Source organism: Actibacterium sp. 188UL27-1 (assembly GCF_016901225.1).
In the GTDB taxonomy this organism is placed as follows: Bacteria; Pseudomonadota; Alphaproteobacteria; order Rhodobacterales; family Rhodobacteraceae; genus 188UL27-1.
The window spans coordinates 58,667-84,809 of sequence record NZ_JAFEUL010000007.1; the positions used below are offsets into that span (position 1 = coordinate 58,667).

Here is a 26,143-nt window from a genome sequence, read left to right on the forward strand (position 1 = left end):
CCGTTGCATGCCCCCCGCCAGCGGGTCACACTCCACTCGCTAAGGGAGTGAATGTCAAAATGCGCAAGTTTCTGGTAATCTTGGACGATAGTCGTGAATGCCTGAACGCCATGCGCTTTGCCGCTATGCGAGCGGCCAATACGGGCGGCGGGGTCGAGATTCTGTCGATCATCCCCCCCGATGAGTTCCAGCACTGGATCGGCGTCGGCGATGTCATGCGCGCGGAGGCCCGGGAACGGATCGAAGCCCATTTCGAGGTGTTTGCCAAATGGATGCGCGACAAGCAGAAAGTCGATCCCGAATTGGTCATCCGCGAAGGCGAAGCCGTGCCCGAAATCATGGCCCTTGTCCGCGAAGATCCCGAAATCGGCGTGATCGTCCTTGGGGCCAGCGCCGAAAATAGCGGGCCCGGCCCCCTGGTCACCGCCTTGACCAAGGCATCTGGCGACCTTGCTGTTCCCATCACCATTGTCCCTGGCGAAATGCCGAAAGACCGGCTTCAGGCCATTACCTGACGGAGCATTAAAATGCAGTCTCGTTTCATCGCGTTCGCGCGCCCTTTTATCGTGTCCATCGCCGTTCTTTTTGTGACGCTTGTTTCCGGCCAGGCCGATGACCTGATCGATCCGCTGACCGGATCAGAAAAGCGAATCGTTCAGGCCGCCCTTGCGCTTGAGGGTGACTATGATGGTGCCCTTGATGGCGCCTGGGGTCCCCGCAGCGCCCGGGCCTTTCAAACCTATCTGGTCCGTCAGGGCATGGGCCTTGATGCGCGCGAACAAACCCTGCGCCGGTTGATGACCGCCTATCGCACGGCCTATGCCGCCGATGGTTGGGCCTGGATCGAGCCGCAGGACACGCAATCCCGCTTTTTGGCGCCAAAGGCCCTGTTCCAGAACACGACCTCGACCGACGGCGAAGTCCTGTTGATGGTCAGCGCCGATAAGGCGATGCGGATCACCCGTGCCGTCGGCACGCTGCAAAGCGCGCAGAATATCCACCAATCCTGGCGGGACCGCCATGCGGGCGCCGACCCCGCCTTCACCTTGGATCGCAGGGACCTCATCGTGTCGAGCGTCACGCTGCCGGACCGCGACCGCGTCTATGTCCGCACGGATCGCGCGGGCGACCGGTATGAAAGCGTCTGGTTCCGGGCGGCGCCAAAGGATGCAGGTCGGCTGATGCTCATGGCCAGCAGCGTCTCAACCCGGCGCGACGTTTCCGTCGCCCCGCCCCAAGAGGGTCGGCTGGCCACGATCATGGGACCAGACCGTCCTCCGCGCAGCCCAGCCTCAGACGTTGCCCAACGCCTGCTCCCCGCCCCCGTGCCACCGGGGGGCCAAGTGCGCCCGGCCTATGTCAACGGCGTCTACATCAACTCCTCCGACTTGCTGACCACGGCCAGCATGCTGGATCTGTGTGAACGTCCGGTCCTGCCCGATGGAAGCACCCTCTTTCCCATCGCGATCAGTGAAAAATACGACCTCGCCGTTCTGCGCGGTTCGGCCCAGCAATCGGTTTGGCTGCCGCTGGCCACACGCGAGCGAACGACGCTTGGCACCATCGTGCGCGCCATCGGGCGCGATGCGGAACTGACGGAGTTCATGTTGCAGACCATCGGTGAGATCAGCGCGGTCTCTGCCGGGTCTCTCAGCATCGGTGATGAGGATGTCCTGGCCCTTGCCGCCCCGCCAGAGGGTTACTTTGCCATCACCTCCACCGTACCCGAAGGCAGCCTTGGCTGGCCGATCCTCACCGAAGCGGGTGCGCTTTCGGGCATTGTCCTGCTGCAGCCGGACGCTGAAAAGAAAGCCGAGCGTATCTCGTTTGCAGTGTCAGTGGGATGGCTGCGCGAATTTCTGGACAAGCGCAACGTCATCTACTCATCCGATGAAGAAGCCGCGCCGTTGCTGGGCGGACAGGTCCCCGCCACGGTCACCGAAGCCATCGTGGGGATCAGATGCGCCGCGTCATAATTATACAGTTTTAGAACAATTCTAAACTCATTGACACCTCCATGGGAAAGGCGCATATAAAGACCAACCAAAAAGGGGCGATTTATGTTTATCCAGACCGAATCCACTCCAAATCCTGCCACGCTCAAGTTTCTGCCCGGCCAGACCGTGCTGGAGGCTGGAACGGCGGATTTTCCCGCCCCCGACACGGCCGGTAAATCGCCCCTGGCGACCCGGGTCTTTGCCGTCGATGGCGTGACGGGCGTCTTCTTCGGGCATGACTTTGTCACCGTGACCAAGGCTGATGGCATCGAGTGGAACCATATCAAACCTGCGATCCTGGGTGCCGTGATGGAGCATTTTCAATCCGGCGCCCCCGTCATGGAAGGCGAAGCCGACAGCCATGGCGGCCATGCGGCCCATGACGGTGAGGATGCAGAGATTGTAGGCCAGATCAAAACCCTCCTCGACACCCGCGTCCGTCCGGCTGTGGCGCAAGATGGCGGGGATATCACCTTTCACGGCTTTGATCGCGGCGTGGTCTATCTGCATATGCAGGGTGCCTGCGCCGGTTGCCCCTCGTCGACCCTGACGCTGAAAATGGGGATCGAAAACCTGCTGCGCCACTACATCCCCGAGGTGGTAGAGGTGCGCCCGGTTGCCGTCTGACCCTGCGATCCTGGCTTTTGACACATCGGCCGCGCATTGCGCGGCCGCTTTGCTGTTGAGCAGGGACATCAAACAGACTCGCTTTCAAGACATGGCACGCGGCCAGGCCGAACATCTGATGCCGATCTTGGCCGATATCATGGCCGGATCCGGCACCGTGATGGCACAGCTTGACGCCATCGCTGTAGGCATCGGGCCCGGCAATTTCACGGGCATCCGCATCGCTGTCAGCGCAGCCCGCGCGATGGCATTGGCGCTCAAGATCCCCGCCATTGGTGTGAGCAGTTTTGAGATTTTGAACGGATCCGACGCCGCTATGGCCCACGGAACCTGGCTGATGAGCCTGCCGGGGCCGCGGGACAGCCTCTATCTGCAGCCATTTGCGAATGGCGCCCCGAACGGCCCCGCGCGCATGGTCACAGCAGACGGGTTCGACGATCTGTCCACGGCCTGTCCTGACCCGGATATCCGGGTCTGCGGGCATCGCGCCACCGCCTTGACCACAGCGCTTTTCAAAAACAACCGCAGGGAGGCGGATGGCACCGAGGCTCGGATCGACTGGCAACATGCCGCATCCAACATCGCGCAAATCGCTGCCGCCAAACTGGCCCAAGGCAAAGCCATGGACCGGCCAGCGCCGCTTTACATCAAGGCACCCGATGCGGCTCCGTCCAGGGACAAACCGCCGATGATCCTGGCGTGACACCGGATGAGATGGCGCGCCTCCATGCGGCAGGGTTCGACCAGGGGCGGCCCTGGCGCGCGGATGAGTTTGAAAGCCTGCTGGCCAGTCCCACCTGTTTTGGGGTCTGGACAGATGGCGCCTTTGCCCTGGGGCGCGCAGTGGGCGGAGAAGCAGAACTGCTCACCCTCGTGACAGATCCAAAACTCCGGCGCCAGGGACGTGGCCGCGCCTGCCTTGGGGCTTTCGAAGACGAGGCCCGCACCCGCCACGCCCGATCCGCCTTCCTGGAGGTGGCCGAAGACAACCACGGGGCGCGCCAGCTTTACGCGGCCGCAGGATATGCCGGGGTCGGGATCCGCCCCAACTATTACCGCCGCGCAGATCAAACCGTCGCTGCCCACCTTCTAAGCAAAGCCTTGACCAGCATCCTCTCTCGCTAAAAACCGGTTGACCCCCGCTAAGCCCTGCGGCCTTATCAGAAACAGTTAAAAATATGCTCTGCGATGTGCGCAAATGCACGTCACGGAAAAACAACCGACGGGAGATATCCATGATCTTGATGCGGACCTTTCTGGGCGCAGCTGCCGCTTTGGCCGTCAGCGCCGGGGCCAGCCTGGCCGATCCGGCCGTTGTTTTTGACCTGGGCGGCAAGTTCGACAAGTCCTTCAACGAGGCGGCCTTTGGCGGCGCACAGCGTTGGGCCGAAGAAACCGGCGGCGACTACCGCGAGATCGAGATGCAGTCAGAGGCACAGCGCGAACAGGCCCTGCGCCGGCTGGCCGAAAGCGGGTCGAACCCCGTCGTGATGACCGGCTTTGCGTTCGGCAATGTGCTCAACGAAGTGGCCCCCGATTACCCCGACACCTCCTTCGTGATCATCGACATGGTCGTCGACCAGCCCAACGTCCGCTCGGTGGTGTTCAACGAACATGAAGGCAGCTTTCTGGTGGGCATGATGGCCGCCAAGGCCAGCAAGACAGGCACCGTTGGCTTCATCGGTGGGATGGACATCCCCCTGATCCGCAAATTTGCCTGCGGCTATGCCCAGGGTGTGAAATCGGTGAACCCAGATGCAACCGTCATTCAGAACATGACCGGCACCACACCTGCAGCCTGGAATGACCCCGGCAAGGGGATCGAGCTGACCAAGGCCCAGATCAGCCAGGGCGTTGACGTGGTCTATGCGGCAGCAGGCGGCACGGGCGTCGGTGTTTTGCAAGCTGCCGCGGATGAAAACATCCTGTCCATCGGTGTGGACAGTAACCAGAACCACCTGCACCCGGGCAAGGTTCTGACATCGATGATGAAGCGCGTGGACAATGCCGTCTACACGGCCTTCACTGATGGCCCGGGTCTCGAAACCGGCGTCAATGTCATGGGCCTGTCGAATGACGGGGTCGGCTATGCGGTTGATGAAAACAACGCAGAGCTTGTGACCGCCGAGATGAAAACGGCCGTCGACGAGGCATCCGCCAAGATCGTCTCGGGCGAGATTGCCGTGCACGATTACATGTCCGACAACAGCTGCCCCGTGAACTAATCAAACCAGGGGGTCGGACGGCGTGCGGCTGTCCGACCTTTGACATATCGGGGGTAAGGGGTGGCATGACGGAACTGGCAATCGAATTGCGCGGAATATCCAAGGCGTTTGGCCCGGTACAGGCCAACAAGGATATCTCAATCCAGGTCACCAAAGGCACCATTCACGGGATCATCGGCGAGAACGGCGCAGGCAAATCCACGCTGATGTCGATCCTCTATGGCTTTTATAAAGCCGACCGGGGCGACATCCTGATCGATGGCAAGCTGACCGCGATCCCCGACAGTCAGGCCGCCATTGCCGCCGGGATCGGCATGGTGTTCCAGCATTTCAAACTGGTCGAAAATTTCACCGTTCTGGAAAACATCGTGTTGGGGGCAGAGGATGGTCCTTGGCTGGCCCCCTCCCTGTCAAAGGCGCGCAAAGAGCTGAAAAGCCTTGCCGAGGAATATGAACTGAATGTCGATCCCGATGCGGTGATCGAAAACATCGGAGTCGGCATGCAACAGCGGGTCGAGATCCTGAAAGCGCTCTACCGTCAGGCCGATATCCTGATCCTCGATGAACCGACTGGTGTCTTGACCCCCGCCGAGGCTGATCACCTGTTCCGCATCTTGCGCAACCTCAAAGCCGAGGGGAAGACGATCATCCTCATCACCCACAAGCTGCGGGAGATCATGGATGTCACAGACACGGTCAGCGTGATGCGACGTGGCGAAATGACGGCCACGGTAAAAACAGCGGACACCTCCCCCACCGAACTGGCCGAGCTAATGGTTGGCCGCAAGGTCCTGCTGCGGGTCGAAAAGACACCCGCCACACCTGGCGCCAAAATCCTCGAAGTGCGTGACCTGCGCGTGGTCGATGAAAAGGGGGTGGAACGCCTGCGGGGCATCGATCTGGATATCCATGCCGGAGAGATCCTGGGTATTGCCGGGGTCGCTGGCAGTGGGCAGTCGGAATTGCTCGAAGTGCTGGGCGGCTATCGGAACGGGCACGGCAAGATCGTGATGAACGGTCAGTCCATTGACCTGACCGGTGCCAGATCAGATGGCCAATCCCGCCGGGCGCGCGGCATCGCCCATGTCCCCGAAGACCGCCAGCGCGAAGGCCTGATCATGGATTTTCACGCCTGGGAAAACGTGGCATTCGGCTACCACCACCAGGATGAATATCAACGATCCGCGCTGTTGATGAACAACCGCGCCTTGCGCCAGGATGCCGAGGGTAAGATCGAACGCTTCGACGTGCGCCCGGCCAATTGCTGGCAGGCGGCAAAGAACTTTTCCGGCGGCAACCAGCAAAAGATCGTGCTCGCGCGCGAGATTGAGCGCAACCCGGATCTGCTTTTGATCGGCCAGCCCACCCGCGGTGTGGATATCGGCGCGATCGAATTCATCCACCAGCAAATCGTGGCCCTGCGAGATGCGGGCAAGGCGATCCTGCTCGTCTCGGTCGAGCTGGAAGAGATCCTGGGGCTCGCCGACCGGATCGCCGTGATGTTCGACGGCCGTATCATGGGTGAACGTATGGCAGGCACCACCGATGAACGCGAATTGGGGATGCTCATGGCGGGCATGACCGGGGACGCGGCATGATCCGGCCCCACCCGCGGACAGGACATAAGCCATGACCGTCATGCCGAAATGGGCGGATGTCATCCTGGTGCCGCTGATTTCCCTGTTTCTGGCCCTGGCCATCTCGGCCCTGGTGATCCTGGCGATTGGCGAAGACCCGGTAGAGGCCGTGCAACTGATGATCGAAGGCTCCGTCGGCTCGATCCGGGGCTGGGGCTACACGCTCTATTATACGACCAACTTCATCTTCACGGGCCTCGCCGTCTCCGTCGCATTCCATGCGCGGCTGTTCAATATCGGGGGCGAGGGTCAGGCCTCCCTCGGCGGGCTTGGCGTCGCACTGGTTCTGCTATTCCTGCCCTGGCCACATTGGACCGTCGCCCTCTTTGCCGCGATGCTGGGCGGGGCCGCCTTTGGCGCGCTCTGGGCGCTGATCCCGGCCTGGCTCCAGGCCAAACGCGGCAGCCACATCGTGATCACGACGATCATGTTCAACTTCATCGCGGCCGGTCTGCTGAACTACATGCTCAGCTACACACTGAAACCGGCGGGCAGCGGCGATCCGGCCAGCGCCAAGTTCAGCCCGTCCTATGACCTGCCCACGCTCAATTCGATCCTGACGGATCTGGGGATACAGGCCGCGCGCGACGATTCCGTCAATGTCACCTTCCTGATTGCTTTGCTGGCCTGCGTGCTGGTGTGGGTGCTGATGTGGCGCACCCGGCTTGGCTATGAAATCCGCGCCTTTGGCCATTCCGAAACTGCCGCCAAATATGCCGGGATCAGCCCGCTGAAGATCACTGTTATCGCGATGCTGATCTCCGGTGGCCTTGCCGGTCTTATGGCCATCAACACGGTGATGGGGGAGGCAGAGCGCCTCGTGCTCAACTCCACGGGTGGGGCGGGGTTCATCGGCATTGCCGTGGCCCTGATGGGCCGCAGCCATCCCATTGGGGTCCTGCTGGCCGCCCTTCTCTTTGGCTTTCTCTACCAAGGGGGCGCCGAGCTGTCCTTGTGGACGTCGATCCCCGCGCAACTGATCGTCGTTGTGCAGGCGTTGGTGATCCTCTTTACCGGAGCGCTGGATAACATGGTGCGCATGCCCATCGAACGCATGTTCCTGGCGATGCGGCGGGGATAAGATGGACTTTCCGACCCTGATACAGATCCTCGATTCGACCCTGCGACTGGCCACGCCGTTGCTGCTGGCCTGCCTGGCCGGCCTCTTCTCGGAACGGGCAGGCATCTTCGATATCGCGCTCGAGGGGAAGATGCTGGCCGCCGCCTTTGCCTCAGGCGCATTCGCTGCGATCTCCGGCTCAGCCTGGATCGGGCTGGCCGCCGGGATCGGCGCCTCCGTCATGTTATCGCTGCTGCATGGTCTGGCCTCCATCACCTTTCGCGGCAATCAACTCATCTCGGGCGTCGCCATCAACTTTCTGGCGGCGGGCCTCACCGTCCTCGTGGCACAACACTGGTTCCAACAGGGCGGCCGCACGCCGTCATTGCTGGGTGACGGACGCTTTTCACCCATCAAGCTCCCCTTGGCAGACACCCTTTCCAGGATCCCCGTCCTGGGCCCGATCTATTCGGAACTGATCTCCGGTCACTCGATCCTCGTCTATGTCGCGATCATCTGCGTCCCCGCCACATGGTATGTCCTCTTTCGTACCCGTTTCGGCCTGCGCCTGCGCGCCGTGGGGGAAAACCCCGCCGCCGTCGATACGGCAGGGATCTCCGTGGTCGGCCTGCGCTTTGCCGCTGTGGTGATCTGCGGGGTGCTGTGCGGGGTGGCGGGCGCCTATCTGGCCACGGGGCTGCAGGCCGGGTTCGTCAAGGATATGACCGCGGGGCGGGGCTTCATCGCGTTGGCCGCCCTGATCTTCGCCAAATGGCGCCCGTGGTTTGCGCTTTATGCCTGCCTGCTCTTTGGACTGCTCCAGGCCCTGGCCCTGCGCTATCAAAACCTTGATATCGCGGGCATCGCGGTGCCGGTGCAACTGATGGACACCCTGCCTTACATCCTGACGGTCGTCATTCTGGCCGGGTTCGTGGGGCGCGCCGTGCCGCCGCGCGCCGGGGGCGAACCCTATGTCAAAGAGCGATGATCGGGCAAACCTCCAAAGCCGCGAAATTGAGACGAAACTGACCGAAAAGCCACCCAAACGGTTTCCATAAGGCCAAATCGGGAAGCCCATTGCCCCAATGGTATCCGGGGGTCTAAGGAAGCGCATGCAGATCTACCTTCCCATCGCCGAGGTCTCTGTGAACGCCTTCCTGTTGCTCGGGCTCGGTGGCATCGTTGGTGTGCTGTCTGGCATGTTCGGGGTCGGCGGTGGGTTCCTGATGACGCCCCTGTTGTTTTTCATCGGCATCCCTCCAGCCGTTGCCGTCGCGACAGAGGCTAACCAGATCGTCGCCTCGTCCTTTTCCGGCTTGCTGGCACATCTCAGGCGAAAGACGGTGGATCTTAGAATGGGGGGCGTGCTGCTGATCGGCGGCCTGGCGGGGGCGGCGCTTGGCGTTGTGATCTTCAACATCCTCAAGGGGATGGGCCAGGTCGATCTGCTCGTCAAACTCTGTTATGTCATTTTCCTTGGGGTCATCGGTGGGCTGATGTTCATCGAAAGCCTGTCTGCGATCCGGCGTGCCCGCAATCCCGCCCCGACCAAGGTGCGCGCCCGCAAAGGCCGTGGCTGGATCACGGCCTTGCCATTCAAGATGCGGTTCCGGACGTCGGGCCTTTATATCTCGGTCATTCCGCCCATCGTCGTGGGGCTGCTCGTGGGCATCCTCGCCGCGATCATGGGTGTTGGCGGCGGCTTCATCATGGTGCCCGCCATGATCTATATCCTTGGCATGCCAACCAAGGTGGTCGTGGGAACCTCCCTCTTTCAGATCATCTTCGTGACTGCGTTCACCACGCTTCTGCATGCCACCACGAACTTTACCGTCGATATGATGCTGGCCGTCCTCTTGCTGGTCGGCGGCGTCGTTGGTGCGCAGATCGGTACTCGGATCGGGGTGCGGCTCAAGGCCGAACAACTCCGCATCCTCCTGGCCCTGATGGTTCTGGCGGTCTGTGGCAAACTGGCCTTCGATCTATTGGTGCAACCGTCCGAGCTTTACTCCCTCGGCGCCGCGGCGGGGCACTGACATGATCCGCCTCGCCTTCGCCCTCCTGTTGGTTCTGACAGCCCTGCCACTGGCCGCCCAGTCCCGTGATGTCATCATCGGCCTCAGCCAGGAACGCGTCGATATCACCGCCAATTTCGACGGGTCCGAAATCCGCGTCTTTGGCGCGGTCAAACGCAGCACACCCCTGGCCATTGGCGAAAACCTGGATGTGATCATCACGGTATCCGGCCCCAGCATGCCGGTGACCGTCCGCAAAAAAGATCGCGTGGCGGGCATCTGGGTGAACACCCAAAGCGTTGAGGTCGACCAGGCCCCCAGTTTTTACAAGCTGGTCACCACCGCCCCCTTGAACGATATCCTGACGGAGGTTGAGGATCTGCGCCACAAGATCTCCATCCCCCGTGCCATCCGATCCGTCGGTGCCCCCGATAACGTGGAGGATGCCAGAAATTTCACCGAAGCCTTGATCCGCATCCGCAAGGACCAAGGCCTTTACGCCGTTTTGGAAGATTCCGTACGGATGCTGGATCAAACCCTCTTTGATGCCGAAATTGCCCTGCCCGCCAACCTGGTTGAAGGCACTTATGACGCACGGGTCTTTCTGGTCCGCGAGGGGGCGGTGATCGCCGAATACGCCACGCGGATCGATGTCCAGAAGGTCGGGCTTGAACGCGCCATCTATCGGCTCGCCCATGATCAGCCGCTCGTTTACGGCATCCTGTCGCTGGTCATCGCCATTGCTGCCGGTTGGGGCGCCTCTGCGATCTTCCGATATGTGCTGAACTAGCGAATCAGCTATCCCACCACGTATGGCCAGCATTCCGTCCGCAACGCATACATTATTAAAGCTCTGCAATCGATTTAGTAAAAATTACCGCGTTTTTCGCAATCGGTTTTTTGGTTTGATTGCTCTCAATTTCTCATTCAAGTCGCCATTTCGGGGCCATGACACAAAAAAACCATTGGCAAAACGCCAACCTGCCCCAGAGTAACGCACTTCTAGCGCCGTAAAAAATTGTTCGAGTATTCCCCAACAGATCGTGCCCATCGGCACGGTCCATTCGAGGAAATGTTATGATGAAAAGAGACGCGGGCATTCTGGGCCCTTTCGCAACACGGTCGATCAAAGCGACTCTGCTGTGCTCTGCTTTGGTTGTGGGGTTCACCTTCGTCGGCCCCACATTGTCCAGTGGCAAGATGAGCCAAGCCATGGCCCAGGGCCTGGAAGAAGGCGGGCGCGCCCGGATCAACGCCGCGGAACAGCTGGCGATCCTTGGTCAGAAACTGGCAGCCGCCGCATGCAGCATCGATTTGGGATACAACGTCGCCGAAGAAAAAGAAGTGCTGCGCGACGCCCATGATGATTTTATCCGGATGCTCGACGCCTTGGAATTCGGCAATCAGCGGGTCGGCATCCCCACACCCGAGACCTACCGCAAAGCCAAGATCGCGCTGAACGACATCCGCACCCTGTGGGGCCCGATGGACAAGGCCGCGATGGCCATGCTGGATGATAATCCAGCACCCGAACATGCCAAACTGATCGCTCAGACCAATCAGCAATTGCTGAAGGATACCGAAAAGCTCGCCTCAATCATTCTGAATGAATATGCCAACCCATTCGATCTGGTCCTTGCCGATGCGCTGGCCATCAACATCGCAGAACGTCAGGAGATCTTTTCGCAAAAGCTCAAACGCGAAGCCTGCGAAATTGCCGGCGGCCATGCGGATAACGCGATCAAGGCGGACTTTGTCCTGACCATCGGCCTGTTCGAGAAATCCCTTGTGGCCCTGCGCGATGGCTTCCCGGATGCAGGCATTCGCCCGCCCCCCAATGACGAAATTCGCTACCAACTGGACCGCGCATGGGAGGAATGGAAGATCGCGCAGCCGGTCTTTGCCTCCATCACAGACAAAAACCACCTATCCGAAGAGGAAATGAAACAGGTCAGCACTCTGTCAGAGGTGCTGGACAAGCGGATGCATACGATCGTGGTGGAATATCTTCTGACGGCGCCGGGTGCATCGGATCTGATCGATATCCCCCTCACCGCCTATGCCGAAGCCGTGCTGATGGAATGGACGACCACGCCTCAGATCGTGGATGCGCTGCGCAGCCACAATTCGGAAAACCAAGGCGTCAACATGGACACGCTCCAGTTGTTACAAGCGCAATGGGTGTCTGAGACTGCGGATCAGGCAGGGCCCCTGCTGGACAAGGTCACTGCCAATCCGGCCTCTGACCTGCTGAAAAGCAAAAAGAACCAATCGGCGGATATGATCACCGAGATTGTGTTGATCGACCGGAACGGCATCGTCGTCGCCGAAAGCGAACCGACCCCCCATTATGTCCATGTCGGGGAGCCGCGCTGGGACAGCGTCGCCACCACCAATGCCGACAACATCTATATCAGCGGTGTTCACCTTGAAGAGGGCGGACATGTCTACCAGGCAGAGGTCGCCTTGCCCGTCTATGATCCCGACAGCGGCGATCGGATCGGTGTGATGGCGTTCGGCATCAATGTACAGTCGATGTTCTAAAGCATCATGGGAAAGACGACCAAGACGCAGCATCACAAACGCTGCCGGTCGCGCCCATAAAATAACGGTCTGAGGGGGCCTCACGATCTCCTCAGCGCCACGCAGGCCACGCCGGGTCAGGCCGTCTGGGCCAGCCGCTCCTCCAGAACCTCGAAGGGGACGGATTGTTCGTCTTTCGCGCCGCGGATCACCAGGGATGTCTTGACCCCCGCCACATTCGGCTCCGCCGTCAGATCCCCGGTCAGAAATGACTGAAACGTCGACAGGTCCGGCGCCACGCATTTCAAAATGAAATCGATCTCGCCATTCAACATGTGACATTCGCGGACCAGCGGCCAGTCATGGCATTTCTGCTCAAACGCACTCAGATCCGATTCAGCCTGGCTCAGCAGGCTCACCATGGCAAAGACCTGCACCTCGAACCCCAGGGCCCGCGCATCGACATCGGCATGGTATCCGCGAATATATCCCGCCTCCTCCAGAACCCGCACCCGGCGCAGGCAAGGCGGTGCCGAAATTCCCACGCGCCGCGCAAGTTCGACATTGGTCATGCGACCATCTGCTTGCAATTCGGCCAGGATCATACGGTCGATTGGATCAAGTTTAGATAGTGGCATGCATGTCTCCCCAATACGCAAAAGATACAAGATACCTATCTGGAGCGCAACAATGTTTCTCAGTTGCGCAACATTTCGAAATCATAGATAATCGGAAATCACGTAGCGGCGATTTGCGTGCTCTTCTCTTGTCGACGACCCGGGCGACCTCTTATATCGGCTCGACCCGATCAAGGATTATCGCCCATGTCCACCACCCGCCATACCAAAGTTCTGATCATTGGTTCTGGGCCCGCTGGTTACACAGCGGCCGTCTATGCCAGCCGTGCCATGTTGAACCCCATCCTTGTCCAGGGCATCCAACCTGGCGGACAACTCACTATCACCACCGAAGTTGAGAATTGGCCCGGTGATGCCATGGTCCAGGGCCCCGACCTGATGGTCCGGATGGAAGCCCATGCCAAAGAGGTCGGGACCGAGATCATCGGCGATCACATCAACAGCATCGACCTGTCCAAACGCCCCTTCACGGCCCTAGGCGATAGCGGCACCACCTACACCGCCGATGCCGTCGTCCTGGCAACCGGGGCGCAGGCGAAATGGCTCGGTCTGCCGAGCGAGGAAAAGTTCAAGGGCTTCGGTGTCAGCGCCTGCGCGACCTGCGATGGGTTTTTCTACCGCAACAAAGAGGTCGTGGTGATCGGCGGCGGCAACACCGCGGTGGAAGAGGCCTTGTTCCTCACCAACTTCGCCAGCAAGGTGACCTTGATCCACCGCCGCGACAGTCTGCGCGCCGAAAAGATCCTGCAGGACCGGCTGTTCAAGAACCCCAAGGTCGCGATCCTGTGGGATCACTCTGTCGATGCGGTTCTGGGTGACGAAAATCCCCTTGGGGTGACTGGCGTTCAGGCTCGCCACGCCACGACCGGTGAATCCACCACCGTGCCCTGCGATGGCTTCTTTGTGGCGATCGGGCACGCCCCCGCTTCGGAACTGGTCAAGGACCAGCTGGAGACCCATATGGGCGGATATGTTGTGACCAAACCTGACAGCACCGCAACATCTATCCCAGGTGTCTTTGCGGCCGGTGATCTGACCGACCATATCTATCGCCAGGCCGTGACCAGTGCCGGGATGGGCTGCATGGCTGCCTTGGAAGCCGAAAAATTCCTGGCCGAGCAGGAGGAAACCGAAAGCACCGCCCTCTCGGCCGCCGAATAGCGGGATGCCGCCCGTCTTGTGGTTTCACAAGGCGGGTCGGGTCCATCCGGGGTAAGCCACGTCTCAAGAATGAGGCGTCCATGGCTGATGATCCGCTGTCCCATATCCCGCATCTGCCCATGAACCCGGTGACGGGTCATACATTGCAGATCCTCAAGGACAGCTACGGCTTTCACCACCGCAACCGGGCGCAGTTCCATGGCCCCTACCGCTTCAAGGTCTTTGGCGATTGGCGTGTCTGCCTGCCCGGTCTCGCGGCCATGGATCTGGTGTTGCATGACCGCGACCGGATCTTTTCCAGCCGGGAGGGATGGAAGACCCTGCATGGGATCTTCGATGGTGGCCTGGCCCTGCGCGATTTCGAGGATCACCGCCGTCACCGGAGGATCATGCAATCGGCTTTCCGCGTCGCCGCCTTGCAGGATTACGCCGCCCGGATGGATGCGGCCTTTGGCGCTGCCCTGGCCGGCTGGCCCCGCGGCGCGCCTTTCGCGTTCTATCCGCGGGTCAAGGCACTGACCTTGCGATTGGGCAACCAGGTTTTGATGGGTCTTGATCCCGATGATCCCCGCAGCGACGGGTTGAACCGGGCCTTCACCGCTGAGGTTGCGGCCTCCATGGGCCTGATCCGCACACCGCTGCCACTGACCAAGATGTGGCGCGGGCAACGCAGCCGGGCCCAACTTGCCCGGCAATTTCTTGAACTGATCGCACAGCGCCGCACCTCCGGGGGATCCGACTTCTTCTCGCAGATGTGTCGCGCACGGGATGAGGACGGCCAAGGGTGGACCGACGACGAGATTGTCGATCACTTCAATTTCCTGCTGGTCGCGGCCCATGACACGACGGCCAGCGGCCTGACCTCCATGGTGGCGGCTCTCGCCCAGCATCCCGACTGGCAGCAGCGGGTCATCGACGAGGTCACACATCTCGACGGTCAGCCGCTGACGGTCGAAAATCTGGGGACGATGGTGGTGACGGACCGGGTCTTTCGGGAGGCCATCCGCCTGCGCCCGCCGGTCCCGTTCATTCCAAGGCGCGCCTTGCGGGATTTCAGTTGGCCTGGCGAGATTGTCCCCGCGGGGACACCGCCCATTCGTGTCCCCGCGGGGACACGCGTTCTGGTTTGTCCAGGTATCGAGATGATGTCACCGGAGTTTTTCGCCCAGCCTGACCAGTTTGACCCGGACCGCTTCACGCCCGACCGGGCCGAGGATCGGGCCCATCCAATGGCCTGGGCTCCATTCGGTGCAGGCGCCCATAAATGCATCGGGCTGCATTTCGCGACGCTGCAGATAAAGGCCTTTGCCGTCGCGTTGTTGCGGCACCACCGGGTGCGGCTGGCGGCGGACACGCCATCCGGCTGGGCTCATCTGCCGATCCCCAAACCCAAAGACGGGCTGCCGATAGAATTGCTTCCCAAAACAGGCTGACCGGACACGCTGCGGCGACCTCTACGCCAGAGCAGGGCCGGTTGCGTCAGCGATCCGGCTTGGCCCATCCTGTGACCCGGTCCAGAACGGTTGTGTCGGGTTGATTGACCTCGACAAAGGCCTGCAAGCCGGGGCGCAGGCGGGCCGTGTCTGGGAGGGTCTGCATCTGTTTCGCATCAAGCGGCAAGTGCAGCACGTATTGACCCGCAGCGGTTTCGGCTGGCTGCCCTTGCGGGACCTCCACGGTGAGGCTGCCAACCGGCACGTCGCGGCCGCCCGTCACGCTGACGGTGAGAATTTGACCGCGATGAAGCTGCGCCAGTTGATCCCGCTCCAGGATCAGTTCGACAGACAGGTTTTCAGCCCGCGGCGCAATCTCGGCCAGTGTTGATCCACGGGAGATCCGGGCACCGGGATGCAGATCTGCAACCCGCCGCACCACGCCGGGGATCGGCGTTTTGACCACGCCGGGTTCGGGCGGACGCTGGGCCGCGTCGAGTTGCTGGCGGAGCGTCGAGAGCTGTGTCAGCACCGCGTCCAATGCTCCTTCCCGTTCGGTGACGATCTGCGCCATGATCCGATCATACCGTTGCCGGGCCGTCACAAATGCCCCATCGGCGGAACCCACATCCTGTGTCGAGAGCAGCTGACTGTCGACCAGCCGCTCGGCCAGATCCCGTTCGCGCCGCGCCTCTTCCATGGCGCGGCGGGCCCCATCGAGGCGGCTGGACTGATCCAGCTGGCGGGCGGCCAGCAGGCGCCGCTCTTGCGGGACCGTGTCGGGCGCGAGGGCCAGTAAAGGCGCGGGCACGATGAAATCAGGCAGGCCGCTGATCTCTGCCTTGAGGCGCAGATGCCGCACTTCGAGCGCCGCGATGGAGGTGATCAAGGTATCGAGATCCGGCGACATCCCGGACCGGTGCAGGCGCGCAATGACCTGACCGGCAGTGACGTGATCGCCTGGTTGCACCTCGAACCGGTCAAGCAGGCCGGATGTTCCACTTTGGATCGCTTGGGGTTGGCTGGTGGAGATGATCTTGCCGCCCAGCTGTTGCGTCACAGGCGTGGCCGGGATCAGGGAGGTCGCGCTGAGACCCAGAAGGGCCACTAGTGCGCCCAGAGCAAAGCGCCGGACGGAGCCATCCCGCCCACCGCTCACCGGTGGCGCGGCCCCCGCCAGGGAAGAGGCAGAGACCGATGCGATATCCGTCACGGGGGCTGTCGCGGTGACCCCGTCGGGACCAGGCACAGGGTTATCGCGGTGTTCTGATACCTCATTCTCAGGAAGGTCCAAAGCCCCAGCGGACCTGCGTGACGCAGCCAGGCGGCCATGGGCGGGATGCCACATGCGGTTGATGGCAAATCGGTCGCTCATATCACGGCTCCTTTGGTCATCTGGGATGCGGGTGCGGATGTCGCCGGAGCGACAGGCGGGGTGTTCAAAAAGCGGATCACCTGATCGGCGGGGCCATCGACCATCGCCTGACCGCCCTGCAGAACCAGAATACGCGTCGCTGTGTTCAGCAAAGGCATCCGGTCGGTCAGCATCACAACCGTGCGCTGGGCCAACCAGACATCGCGGACAGTGGCCACCGCAGACGAGGCCGCCAGCGAGCGGGGGCGATCCAGAAAGACGAGCGGCGGGTTTTGCAGCCACAGCCGGGCCCAGCCGATGGCCGCGGCGCAGCCGTTGAGAGCCGCGTCGCCGATGCCAAGGTCGAGACCCCGTGGATGCTGCCGCACGACCGTGCCGAGACCGGCGAAATCAAGCGCCGTCATCAGGTCAGCATCGCAATGATCACCGACCCGGAGGTTATCGCGCAAGGTTCCATCAAAAAGCTGGGTCTGCCGGGGCAGATAACCGATGTCGCGGGCCTGATCCAGCGGTGTGATCTGCGACGGGGCCACACCATCGATCCAGACCTGGCCAGCATCTGCTGCGACCTGACCGGCAAGGATACCAAACAGGCTTTCGGTGGCGGGACCGCCATCATCCAGCAGGGCCAACCGCTCCCCCGGCTGGACAGTCAGGTTCTTGACCGTCAGACCGGTGCGGTGGGCAATATGGTGAAGCTCGACCAGCCCTTGCACCTTGATCGGGGCGGCGGGCCGGGCTGACCCGCCCATTGCGTCGCGAAAGGCGGGCCAGTCGCGGATTAGGTCGGGCAGGTCCGTCAGCGGGGCCAAGGCGCGGCCGCTGAGGATGCCTGCAGCGACGATGGCACCCAGCGTAAGCTGACCGCCCAGGCCGAGATATCCGTAAAGCGCCGTGACCGAGATCAGCGATACGGTCAGCGCGATCTTGGGCCAATGCCCCAGCAGATGGATCACGCGAGCCTCGTTTTGATTGGGTTTGGGGCTGGTCAGGCTTTCCCATGCGTCGCGGAACCGGGCCATGGCATTCGGGGAGGGAAGCTGTGTGAGCGCCTGCAAGGCCGCCTTGGCCGCGCCACCGGTGAGATTGGGGTGGGCTGTCGGGAACTGATGGCGCCGCCAGGTCGCAAAGGCGACCGTGGATCCGACCGTGAAGAGGCCCATCAACACCACGAGCCAGCCCGCATTGCCGACAATGGCAAAAACCAGCGCGAGGGCGAGGAGCGCGCCCGGCAGATCCGCCAGCAAGGCCACCCGGCCCGGGCGGAACATGCGGGTCAGCAGGGCCGCGTTTCGGATCTGCCCGTCCAGCGCCTGGGGTGTTGCCGGGCGAAGATCGGCGCGCAAAGGTGCGGCCGCTTCCAAGGCGGCGCGGCGGGCGCCCTGGGTCAGGGCCGCGCGGGACCGTCGCACAAGGCGCCGGACATAGAGTCCGAAGAAGACATCGCAGGCCAGTACAAAGCAAACCGCCAGCCCCAGGACCACCCCGCCATGCCACGTCCCGGCAGGCAGGCCGTTGCCATAGATGGCAAGCGCGCCAAGGGCCAGGCAGAAAGCCAGTGCATTGACCGCAGCCGCGGCCAGCGCGACCATGCGCACGGGATGGTGCAGTTGCGGCACCGCCGTCCAAAGCCAATGGTCACGCAAGTGCTGTTTGACCCCTTCCCACCGGGTTGAGGCGGTGCGGCGTTGGGCGATGCGGATCAGGGTGCCGGTAAAGAACGGCGCAAATTCGGCAAGCGCGATATCCTGTGGCGCACCTGGCCGCGTCGGATCATAGACCGACAGCGTGGTCTCGCCCTGCCCCAGCACGAGGATGAGCTGGCCGCCCGTCATCTCTGCCAAGGCGGGCCATTGATCGGCGGTGAAGGCCCCAACGGAGGTGACATCGGCCCGGACACCAAGATCGGACAGCGCGGTGGCGACGACATTGGGCGGGGGCAGGACCTCTGTCGCGCCATAGTTTGCCAAGACCGCGACGATTTGATGGGGCAGGACCGCATGGCCCTGGAGCCGCGCATAGTGGGCGGCCAGCCGGGCACGCGCCTTGGCCCGGGCCAGAATAGCGTCGTCTTGCGCTGGTATCAGAGAGAGTGGGATCCCATCAGCGGACACCTCTTCCGCCGCAGCCTGGGGAGGTTGGGGGACATGGGGGCCCGTTGGGGTTTGGGTGACAAGCCCCCTCACACCGCGCGGTGGGGGCTGCATGTGTTCTGATACTTGGGTCATTGGCTACACCCGTTGGGGGGCCAGCGGAACTGATCTGTCGACGCCGCCATGGCGTACCTCACTGCTCGGTGCCCGGCGCGGTCTTGTGCCGCTTGGGGCGGTGGACCGGTCCAAGGACCGGCACGTGCCTGTTGACGCTTGTGTTTTTCGCCCTGGGGCGTACGCGTCTTTGTGACCTGAGGGTGCGGCAGATTGGGCAAGTTGTCGCCCCCTACCCCAGATTTTGCGGCGAGATGTGGGATCAGCGGCACAGCTAGAGGATGCAAGCTGTTGCAAGGATGTCGCAAATGCTCGACTTTCCGCCGATACGCGCCATGTTGGCGACAATCACGACGGAAGTTGCGGAGGAAACATGGCCGTCAATACGGGGCGCGTGGCTGCCGGGCAGGCCTTGGGCGTTTTGCAGGCAGGGTGGCGGGCACAACAAGCCGGAACCCTGCGGACGGCCTATATGCTCCACGGCAAGCCGGGCGTCGGGAAGACCCAGATCGTCGAGGCGCTGGCCCGCGAGATCGGTGCCACGCTTTACGACGTGCGCCTGACCACGATCGAGCCGCAGGACCTGCGCGGTCTGCCCTATTACGATCACGAGGCGCAGACCACGAAATGGTACCGGCCCGAGGATCTGCCGCGCGACCCTGACCAGCCCGCCGTGCTGTTTCTGGATGAGTTGACCGCGGCCGCGCCCCAGATCCAGCCCACGGTTTACGGCCTGTTGCAAGAGCGGCGGGTGGGCAACCACCATTTGCCCGACAGCGTGTTTCTGGTGGCGGCGGGCAATCAGGTTGAAGATGGCGCAATCGCCTATGACATGGGGACGGGGCTGTCGGACCGGGTGATCCATATCGCGGTTCAGGCCCAGGCGGCGGATTGGCTGGAGAATTTCGCGATCCCGCACGGTTTGGATCCCGCCGTCCAAAGCTTTATCAAGGTGCGGCCCGATTTGCTGGATACGACGGATGCGACGCTGTCGGACGGACATATGATCGCCTGCACCCCCCGGTCCTGGGAGCGGGTCAGCCATATCCTGCGCGCGGTTGAAGACCGGACGTTACGCAACATCATGGTGTCGGGGACGGTCGGGGATGCGGTCGCAGCGGAATTTGCCATCGTCGCCGATGACATTGCCGCGACGGTGCGGGTGGCGGATATGCTGGAGGCCGCGCCTGCGGACCGGATCGCGATGTATCCCGGCACGCTCCATGGTTTGACCGCGTTGATCTACGGGCTGATCGGGGCGTTGCGGCGTGAGACGGTGCTGGATGTTGTGCAGGTGATGGCCACGGTACGCACACTGGCGCAACGGCGCCCCGATCTGGCAGGGCTGCCCCTTGGGGAGTTGTGCACCTACGGGTTTGAGGCATTGATCCGCAAGGGTCTGGCCGACGGGTTGGGGCCGGATTTCCTGGCCTCGCCCGATTACCAAGCCTACCAGGCGGAACGCGACGCCATGGGGCTGACCTAGGGTGGAGGCGCGTCACCGGTCACGCCGGGCCGCGCGCGTCCTGTTGAAACTGGCTGAGACCGATCCGGCCTTTGCTGCACTTTCACTCTGGGTGCGGCACCGGGACAGCGCGGCACAGGGCGGAGCCGCGGCCTGGAGCGACGGCCGCAGCGTTTACTATGGCGCCGGTTTCGATGATCTGACGCTGGCAGAGCAGATGTCGGTGGCCGGGCACCATCTGTTGCATATTGCGCTGCAACATAGCGGTCGGGCCGCGCAATTGCGGGCACGGTTAGGGCAGGCTTTTCAGCAGGATCTGTTCAATATCGGAGCCGATGCGCTGATCAACACCACCTTGCACCAGGCGGGATATGCCTTGCCACGGCCCAGCGTGGAACTGAGCCCACTTTTGACTCAGGCGCTTGGGAAAACCGTTTCTGCCGAAGAAGCCGTTGCGAAATATGATGTCGAGGCGCTGTATCTGGCCCTGGTCGGGGGAGCGACCGGCCAAGGCGACGGCGCGGGTACAGCCACATCGGCGCGGGATTATGCCGCCGAAGCCGCATTTGTGGAAGATTTGGAGGCCGAGACCCCGGGTGGTGTCCCGTCGGAAGACACCGACCCCGCGGAGTGGCGCAACCATCTGGCCCGCGCGTTGGAAGCCGGGCGCCAGGCCGGGCGCGGGATCGGCGTGCTGGGACACCGGATTGCCGATTTGCCGGTGCCGCGGACCCCGTGGGAGCAGATCCTGCGCCAGACCATTGCGCGCGCGTTGTTGCCGGAGCCTGACCGGACGACGCAACGCCCGTCACGGCGCTGGCTGGCCATGGATGCGGCCCACCGTCTGGAGGGTGGGCCGCAACCTATCTATGAGCCCGGCACCCGCGCCACCCGGGATGCGCCACGCGTGGCTGTGGGGATCGATATGTCAAGCTCGGTCGATGATGCCCTGTTGGCCCGATTTGCCGCCGAGATCCGCAACATCACCGCGCGCTACCGGGCCGAAACCCACATCCTGCCGTTTGATGACGTCGTGCTGGACCGGATCCGGGTCTTGCCCGGCGCGGTCTGGACCGTGGATTTGATGCCCACGGACATCGCGCGCGGCGGCGGTACGTCATTCATCGATGTGATTGAAACCGCGGCGCAGCTGGAGGCGTCGATCGCAGTCGTCCTGACAGATCTGGACGGCCCAAGCGGGCCCAAACCGAGGACCATGCCCGTCCTGTGGGCCGTGCCCCAAGATCCAGTGCCGCCCTGCCCGTTTGGACGGGTCGTGAGCCTGGCCCGTTAGAGCCAGGCCACGAGGTGGCGGGGACCGTACGCAGCCGTTGGGGTGTTTCATTCCCGAGGACCTGTATATACAGGTGGGTGCCAGGTAAACGGACCAGGATCCGCACAGAGCCAGCTCCCTCGGAATTGCTTAAGGCCACCGGAATTTGACCCCAATTACGAGAAGGACAGATCCGCCACCGCGCTACCTAGGGGCTATGGGCCCGCTCGGCAAGGGGGAGATCGGTTTCAAAAGCCGCGACAGCAGGGCGATATCCACCTGATCAACGGCGCCGTCTTGCATCTGCCATGCCATCGAAAGCGCGGTTCGCGCGGCGGCCCACGTCAGCAGGGTCAACGGATCCAAGGCAGTGACAGCCTGAAGGCCCCGTGCCATGCGCCAAGGGCGCGCGGGATCAGTGACCCATTTGGCGGCATTGACTGGATTGCGGAACGCATTTGAAAACTCTGCCTCAGCCGGTGCGCTGACGCCGTGCGGGTCGATGACCGTCCAACCGTTGGGCGTTTGCAGAATGTTGTCGTGGTGCAGGTCACCATGCAGAACGATCCGCGGTGTTGATTGCGCGAGAAGATCACGGGCGGCTATGCTGGCCTGTTCCATGGCGTGCCGGTGATCCTTGGGGAGCGGTGTCAGATCCAAGGCGAAAAGAGCTGCGAACCAGTGGTCAATCGGCGGCATATCAAGCGATTGCGCAGGCCCCTTCGACCAGAGCTTTTGAGCCGATTGGGCAAGGATCGTGGTCGCGGTTTCATCCTGACCGCCCCGCGCCAGATCACCAAGGGTTGGCCCCGGCAGCCAATCGAGGAGTTGGGCATCTGGTGTGCTGCGCAACAACAGGACAGCCCCGTTGCCATCCCACGCTTTGAGCAGATCCGCCCCGCGCCCTTCCGAGCGCTGTCCGGCCGGTGTAAAGATCTTGAGCGCGGCGTATCGACCATCCTTTTGCAGCACCTTGTGAACGGATGCCGCAGGGGAGGACGCGATTTGGGAAACCGGAGTGAGATGCCAATCGCGAGACAGTTGGGTCAATCGATCCATGGCTTGCGTCCTATCGAAAACTGGGCAGAGCAGCAAAACTGGGGCGGTTGATTTTGGAAAAAGCCGTGCGACTTGATCTTTTGTTCACTCTATGTTCACATTTGACCATGCATGAGGATCGCCTTTTGCCTTTTCCTGTCCAGTCCGACGCGCTGCGGCCCGGGCAATTGCTGGCACGCGGCGTGAGCCGTCACCTGTTGGGTTTGGATTTCGTCAGTGTTGAGGAATTTGTCCCGGCCCGGGGATTGCGCGTCGATGTGATCGCACTGGGGCCGAAGTCAGAGATCTGGGTTGTGGAATGCAAATCCTCCCGCGCGGATTTCACCAGCGATCATAAGTGGGAAAGCTATCTGCCGTGGTGCGACCGGTTCTTTTGGGCCGTGGATGCCGATTTTCCGACTGAGATATTGCCGGATGAAACGGGGTTAATCCTGGCGGATGGCTATGATGCGGAGGTGATGCGCCTGGGCCCCGAAACCAAATTGGCATCCGCACGTCGCCGTGCCGTGGTGCAAAAATTCGCGCGCCATTCCGCGCGGCGACTGCAGGCCATGCGGGATCCGGACAGCGGTTGGGTTTAAGCCCTAGCGCTGGTGGGCAAGTGCCGAGAAGGTGTTAGCTAGACAATCCCGGGACGTATCACGGATATTCGACCGGGCCGTCTAATTGAAAAGATCATGTAGCAATAATCATAAGGTCGATACGGTTTTCAGAAATAAAATTGATGGATATCGGCAACAGTTTGTTCGGTGGCCGATATCCAAATTTATACAGAATCAGGCCTGTATCAGAAGGTCATCCAGCACGTGACCCTCCTCAAGCGCCTGTTTCAACCATGCAGGTTGCCGTCCACGACCGCTCCAGGTCAGCGTTTCATCACTTGGATGGCGATATTTCGGCACGCTGATCTGCTTACCACCCGCAGCCTCTCCCAAGAGTTGGGTGATCGAGTAACCCATAGAGCGGGCCGTCGCTTCAACTGCAGCAAGCGCTTCATTTCGCTTGCGAATTTCATAACCGTCGATTGCGGTTACGACCTCTTTCCGAAGCTCTTTAAGCTCATCAAGAGACATCTCTTCTAAGTTAATGTCTGTCACTGTTTTCCGTTTCCTTCACATAACGCCCCAACTGCGTTAACCATTTGTTAACCTTCTCGTGAGTGTTGAGCAAGAGTGGGCCGATAAAACAGCTGTGCTAAACAACAAACCTGCCAACAAGAAGGCTGCATCAAGGTATCGAGCTGACACCAGTCCACAACGCGACACCATAAGGTCGTCCGATTTTTTGACGAATATGTTAAATAAAACTGTAGGACGACTGCGAAATAAGCAATTTTTTGCTTTAATAGTATCGGTGGTTTCACTCTGAATTCACAATCGATGGCAGATTGAAAACAGGGGAGCCATCAATCGCGACATATGCTCGTCATTCCAATGATCGCCCGGCTTATTTCGCCAATGCAGCAATCGCCTTTGAAACGATATTATGTGGCGATCAGCGGTCCGACCTGACAGCTTTGCAATTCTGATGGCCGTCCCGCGCGGCAAGGCTAAATCGAGGTATTGACGCTGTTTGTCGCGGGCTCATTGCCCCCCGTCATCGCGTCGGCTATCTGCGGCGTGCAGTGCGGGAGGAACGAAATGGCGCAATCCCTGATCCAGGATGAAAAGGACCGCGAGGGATCCAAGCAGATCGGCGCATTGCGTGCGTTGATCCCGTTTTTCGTGCCATACAAACGCTATGTCGGCCTCGCCGCGATTGCACTGATCCTGACGGCCACGGTTTCCCTGGTGCTGCCGCTGGCGGCGCGGCGTGTGGTAGATGGGTTCGGGTCTGGGGATCTGTCTCAGCTCAACCGGTATTTCGTGGCTGCCATCGGGATCGCCGTTGTATTCGCCCTCGGCACGGCGCTGCGTTATTATCTGGTGACCCGGCTTGGCGAGCGCGTGGTGGCCGACATTCGCAAAGCAGTGTTCGACCGAATGATCGGGATGAGCCCCGCCTATTACGAAAAACTGATGACCGGTGAAGTCTTGAGCCGGATCACGACGGATACGACCCTGATCCTGTCTGTTGTCGGCTCTTCGATCTCGTGGTTCCTGCGCAACATATTGCTGTTCGCGGGCGGTTTGGTTTTGATGCTTTTCACCTCGGTCAAGCTGACCCTGATGGTGCTGGCCATAGTGCCGGTGGTGATCGTCCCGATCCTGTCATTGGGGCGTCGGCTGAGAAAGCTGAGCCGGGAGAACCAGGACTGGATCGCTGCCTCCAGCGGGAATGCATCTGAGGCGCTGCTATCGGTCCAGACGGTGCAGGCCTACACGCACGAAGTCGCGAGCCGCGCAAAGTTTGGCGATGTGACGGAGAAATCCTACCAGTCCGCCAAAGGTCGTATCCTTGTACGCGCCACCCTGACGGCCATCATCATCTTTGTGGTGTTTACCGGCATTCTGGGCGTGTTGTGGATCGGCGCGCGGGACGTGCGCACCGGCCTGATGTCTGCCGGAGAACTGGTGCAGTTCGTCATCTATGCGGGCATCGTCGCAGGGTCTGTCGCGGCCCTGTCCGAGATCTGGGGCGAATTGCAACGGGCCGCCGGCGCGACCGAGCGGTTGGTGGATCTGCTGGGTGCCGTGGATAGCGTGCAGGACCCCCCGGACCCGGTGCCATTGGCCACGCCGTCGCGCGGAGAGATCGTGTTTGACAATGTGGGGTTTCGCTATCCCAGCAGGCCCGCCGACAAGGCGCTGGACGAAATATCCCTGTCGGTCCGGGCAGGCGAGACCGTGGCGCTTGTCGGCCCGTCCGGGGCGGGCAAATCCACAGTCCTGCAAATGCTGCTACGGTTCTACGACCCGGATCAGGGACAGATCACCATCGACGGCGTTGCCTTGCCGCATATGTCGCGCGCTGATTTTCGCCAGACGATCGCGCTTGTCCCCCAGGATCCCGTGATCTTTGCCGACACCGCCCGGGAAAACATTCGGTTTGGCCGCCCCGCTGCCACGGATCAGGAAGTTGAGACCGCGGCCCATGCCGCTGCGGCCCATGATTTCATCGCGGCACTACCCGAAGGATATGACAGCTATGTCGGCGAGCGGGGCGTGATGCTGTCGGGGGGGCAAAAGCAACGTATTGCCATCGCCCGTGCCATTTTACGCGACGCCCCGATCCTATTGCTGGACGAGGCGACCTCTGCCCTGGATGCGGAAAGCGAGCGCGCGGTACAGGATGCCGTCGCCAGCCTGAGTGCCGACCGCACCACGCTGATCGTGGCGCACAGACTGGCGACGGTCAAACAAGCCGACCGGATCGTCGTCATGGATCAGGGCCGGGTCTTGGCCACCGGTACGCATGATGCGTTGGTGGCCGAGGGAGGGCTTTACGCGCGCCTGGCACGATTGCAATTTACGGAAGGTGTCGCTGCGGAGTAGTCATGACGTAACGG

23 protein-coding genes are annotated in these 26,143 nt (G+C 61.6%); 18 read left to right on the forward strand and 5 right to left on the reverse strand.

All coding sequences use genetic code 11. From position 1 onward, the window contains the following. Window positions 1-59 precede the first annotated feature (59 nt). The 12 genes from IU397_RS11105 to IU397_RS11160 all read left to right on the forward strand — a co-directional run bounded on the left by IU397_RS11105 (window position 60) and on the right by IU397_RS11160 (window position 12,105). Window positions 60-515 carry a universal stress protein gene (locus IU397_RS11105; RefSeq protein WP_204413520.1) on the forward strand — a complete coding sequence of 152 codons (456 nt, stop codon included), beginning with the start codon at window positions 60-62 and terminating at the stop codon, window positions 513-515. 12 nt (window positions 516-527) lie between these two features. Continuing rightward, the gene (locus tag IU397_RS11110; protein ID WP_204413522.1) at window positions 528-1,976 is read left to right on the forward strand and encodes a hypothetical protein; all 1,449 of its coding nucleotides are present in this window, start codon (window positions 528-530) and stop codon (window positions 1,974-1,976) included. Between the two features lie 84 nt (window positions 1,977-2,060). Further along, a complete protein-coding gene (locus IU397_RS11115) occupies window positions 2,061-2,624 on the forward strand; it encodes a NifU family protein (protein ID WP_204413524.1) in 564 nt (187 codons plus the stop codon). Beyond that, on the forward strand, window positions 2,614-3,327 hold the full coding sequence (tsaB, locus tag IU397_RS11120) for a tRNA (adenosine(37)-N6)-threonylcarbamoyltransferase complex dimerization subunit type 1 TsaB (protein WP_204413526.1): 714 nt from the start codon (window positions 2,614-2,616) through the stop codon (window positions 3,325-3,327). Before IU397_RS11115 ends, tsaB begins: the two co-directional genes overlap by 11 nt. Beyond that, the gene (locus IU397_RS11125) at window positions 3,324-3,749 is read left to right on the forward strand and encodes a GNAT family N-acetyltransferase (RefSeq protein ID WP_370541659.1); all 426 of its coding nucleotides are present in this window, start codon (window positions 3,324-3,326) and stop codon (window positions 3,747-3,749) included. Before tsaB ends, IU397_RS11125 begins: the two co-directional genes overlap by 4 nt. Window positions 3,750-3,859: 110 nt before the next feature. Continuing rightward, window positions 3,860-4,849, forward strand: coding sequence for a BMP family protein (locus IU397_RS11130; protein WP_204413528.1), 990 nt, complete (start codon window positions 3,860-3,862; stop codon window positions 4,847-4,849). A gap of 65 nt (window positions 4,850-4,914) precedes the next feature. Further along, complete coding sequence (locus IU397_RS11135) at window positions 4,915-6,447, forward strand: ABC transporter ATP-binding protein (protein ID WP_204413529.1); 1,533 nt, start codon at window positions 4,915-4,917, stop codon at window positions 6,445-6,447. 31 nt (window positions 6,448-6,478) lie between these two features. Continuing rightward, on the forward strand, window positions 6,479-7,567 hold the full coding sequence (locus IU397_RS11140) for an ABC transporter permease (protein ID WP_204413530.1): 1,089 nt from the start codon (window positions 6,479-6,481) through the stop codon (window positions 7,565-7,567). 1 nt (window position 7,568) lies between these two features. Beyond that, entirely contained in the window at window positions 7,569-8,534 is a 966-nt protein-coding gene (locus IU397_RS11145; RefSeq protein WP_204413531.1) for an ABC transporter permease, read from the forward strand. A 124-nt stretch (window positions 8,535-8,658) separates the two neighbouring features. Continuing rightward, window positions 8,659-9,582 carry a sulfite exporter TauE/SafE family protein gene (locus IU397_RS11150; protein ID WP_204413532.1) on the forward strand — a complete coding sequence of 308 codons (924 nt, stop codon included), beginning with the start codon at window positions 8,659-8,661 and terminating at the stop codon, window positions 9,580-9,582. Between the two features lies 1 nt (window position 9,583). Continuing rightward, a complete protein-coding gene (locus IU397_RS11155; protein ID WP_204413533.1) occupies window positions 9,584-10,351 on the forward strand; it encodes a TIGR02186 family protein in 768 nt (255 codons plus the stop codon). 287 nt (window positions 10,352-10,638) lie between these two features. Next, complete coding sequence (locus tag IU397_RS11160; protein WP_204413535.1) at window positions 10,639-12,105, forward strand: PDC sensor domain-containing protein; 1,467 nt, start codon at window positions 10,639-10,641, stop codon at window positions 12,103-12,105. 116 nt (window positions 12,106-12,221) lie between these two features. Here IU397_RS11160 and IU397_RS11165 read toward each other — a convergent pair whose 3' ends face one another. Beyond that, on the reverse strand, window positions 12,222-12,722 hold the full coding sequence (locus IU397_RS11165; protein WP_204413536.1) for an Lrp/AsnC family transcriptional regulator: 501 nt from the start codon (window positions 12,720-12,722) through the stop codon (window positions 12,222-12,224). A 186-nt stretch (window positions 12,723-12,908) separates the two neighbouring features. Here IU397_RS11165 and trxB point away from each other — a divergent pair, with 186 nt between their 5' ends. Together trxB and IU397_RS11175 are read left to right on the forward strand one after the other, a co-directional pair. Next, window positions 12,909-13,883 (forward strand): thioredoxin-disulfide reductase, encoded by a 975-nt coding sequence (gene trxB, locus IU397_RS11170; RefSeq protein WP_204413537.1) that lies wholly within the window; start codon window positions 12,909-12,911, stop codon window positions 13,881-13,883. Window positions 13,884-13,963: 80 nt separating this feature from the next. After that, window positions 13,964-15,316 carry a cytochrome P450 gene (locus IU397_RS11175; RefSeq protein WP_204413538.1) on the forward strand — a complete coding sequence of 451 codons (1,353 nt, stop codon included), beginning with the start codon at window positions 13,964-13,966 and terminating at the stop codon, window positions 15,314-15,316. Between the two features lie 46 nt (window positions 15,317-15,362). Here the strand turns inward: IU397_RS11175 and IU397_RS11180 are convergent, their stop codons facing one another. Continuing rightward, complete coding sequence (locus tag IU397_RS11180) at window positions 15,363-16,691, reverse strand: HlyD family secretion protein (protein ID WP_204413539.1); 1,329 nt, start codon at window positions 16,689-16,691, stop codon at window positions 15,363-15,365. Next, the gene (locus IU397_RS11185) at window positions 16,688-18,919 is read right to left on the reverse strand and encodes an ATP-binding cassette domain-containing protein (RefSeq protein ID WP_204413540.1); all 2,232 of its coding nucleotides are present in this window, start codon (window positions 18,917-18,919) and stop codon (window positions 16,688-16,690) included. The genes IU397_RS11180 and IU397_RS11185 overlap by 4 nt, the downstream gene beginning before the upstream one ends. Window positions 18,920-19,271: 352 nt before the next feature. Here IU397_RS11185 and IU397_RS11190 point away from each other — a divergent pair, with 352 nt between their 5' ends. Together IU397_RS11190 and IU397_RS23855 are read left to right on the forward strand one after the other, a co-directional pair. Beyond that, a complete protein-coding gene (locus tag IU397_RS11190; protein ID WP_204413541.1) occupies window positions 19,272-20,384 on the forward strand; it encodes an AAA family ATPase in 1,113 nt (370 codons plus the stop codon). 1 nt (window position 20,385) lies between these two features. Further along, window positions 20,386-21,657 (forward strand): VWA-like domain-containing protein, encoded by a 1,272-nt coding sequence (locus IU397_RS23855; protein WP_204413542.1) that lies wholly within the window; start codon window positions 20,386-20,388, stop codon window positions 21,655-21,657. A gap of 183 nt (window positions 21,658-21,840) precedes the next feature. Here IU397_RS23855 and IU397_RS11200 read toward each other — a convergent pair whose 3' ends face one another. Then, the gene (locus IU397_RS11200; RefSeq protein ID WP_204413544.1) at window positions 21,841-22,695 is read right to left on the reverse strand and encodes an aminoglycoside phosphotransferase family protein; all 855 of its coding nucleotides are present in this window, start codon (window positions 22,693-22,695) and stop codon (window positions 21,841-21,843) included. A gap of 125 nt (window positions 22,696-22,820) precedes the next feature. Between IU397_RS11200 and IU397_RS11205 the strand changes: the two genes are divergently transcribed. Next, a complete protein-coding gene (locus IU397_RS11205; RefSeq protein WP_370541660.1) occupies window positions 22,821-23,276 on the forward strand; it encodes an MmcB family DNA repair protein in 456 nt (151 codons plus the stop codon). A gap of 195 nt (window positions 23,277-23,471) precedes the next feature. On the opposite strand, the gene IU397_RS11210 is transcribed toward IU397_RS11205, so the two are convergent. After that, complete coding sequence (locus IU397_RS11210; RefSeq protein WP_204413545.1) at window positions 23,472-23,792, reverse strand: H-NS histone family protein; 321 nt, start codon at window positions 23,790-23,792, stop codon at window positions 23,472-23,474. 543 nt (window positions 23,793-24,335) lie between these two features. Between IU397_RS11210 and IU397_RS11215 the strand changes: the two genes are divergently transcribed. Beyond that, a complete protein-coding gene (locus IU397_RS11215) occupies window positions 24,336-26,129 on the forward strand; it encodes an ABC transporter transmembrane domain-containing protein (protein ID WP_204413548.1) in 1,794 nt (597 codons plus the stop codon). The last annotated feature ends 14 nt before the right edge of the window (window positions 26,130-26,143 follow it).

Bases quoted from the DNA above. Each gene is read 5' to 3' on its own strand.
- IU397_RS11180 (WP_204413539.1), bottom strand. From the start codon at position 16,691: ATGAGCGACCGATTTGCCATCAACCGCATGTGGCATCCCGCCCATGGC.
- IU397_RS11155 (WP_204413533.1), top strand. From the start codon at position 9,584: ATGATCCGCCTCGCCTTCGCCCTCCTGTTGGTTCTGACAGCCCTGCCA.
- IU397_RS11130 (WP_204413528.1), top strand. From the start codon at position 3,860: ATGATCTTGATGCGGACCTTTCTGGGCGCAGCTGCCGCTTTGGCCGTC.
- IU397_RS11115 (WP_204413524.1), top strand. From the start codon at position 2,061: ATGTTTATCCAGACCGAATCCACTCCAAATCCTGCCACGCTCAAGTTT.
- IU397_RS11160 (WP_204413535.1), top strand. From the start codon at position 10,639: ATGATGAAAAGAGACGCGGGCATTCTGGGCCCTTTCGCAACACGGTCG.
- IU397_RS11150 (WP_204413532.1), top strand. From the start codon at position 8,659: ATGCAGATCTACCTTCCCATCGCCGAGGTCTCTGTGAACGCCTTCCTG.
- IU397_RS11145 (WP_204413531.1), top strand. From the start codon at position 7,569: ATGGACTTTCCGACCCTGATACAGATCCTCGATTCGACCCTGCGACTG.
- IU397_RS11135 (WP_204413529.1), top strand. From the start codon at position 4,915: ATGACGGAACTGGCAATCGAATTGCGCGGAATATCCAAGGCGTTTGGC.
- IU397_RS11185 (WP_204413540.1), bottom strand. From the start codon at position 18,919: ATGACCCAAGTATCAGAACACATGCAGCCCCCACCGCGCGGTGTGAGG.
- IU397_RS11215 (WP_204413548.1), top strand. From the start codon at position 24,336: ATGGCGCAATCCCTGATCCAGGATGAAAAGGACCGCGAGGGATCCAAG.
- IU397_RS11105 (WP_204413520.1), top strand. From the start codon at position 60: ATGCGCAAGTTTCTGGTAATCTTGGACGATAGTCGTGAATGCCTGAAC.
- IU397_RS11175 (WP_204413538.1), top strand. From the start codon at position 13,964: ATGGCTGATGATCCGCTGTCCCATATCCCGCATCTGCCCATGAACCCG.
- IU397_RS11110 (WP_204413522.1), top strand. From the start codon at position 528: ATGCAGTCTCGTTTCATCGCGTTCGCGCGCCCTTTTATCGTGTCCATC.
- IU397_RS11190 (WP_204413541.1), top strand. From the start codon at position 19,272: ATGGCCGTCAATACGGGGCGCGTGGCTGCCGGGCAGGCCTTGGGCGTT.
- IU397_RS11140 (WP_204413530.1), top strand. From the start codon at position 6,479: ATGACCGTCATGCCGAAATGGGCGGATGTCATCCTGGTGCCGCTGATT.
- trxB (WP_204413537.1), top strand. From the start codon at position 12,909: ATGTCCACCACCCGCCATACCAAAGTTCTGATCATTGGTTCTGGGCCC.
- IU397_RS11165 (WP_204413536.1), bottom strand. From the start codon at position 12,722: ATGCCACTATCTAAACTTGATCCAATCGACCGTATGATCCTGGCCGAA.
- IU397_RS11200 (WP_204413544.1), bottom strand. From the start codon at position 22,695: ATGGATCGATTGACCCAACTGTCTCGCGATTGGCATCTCACTCCGGTT.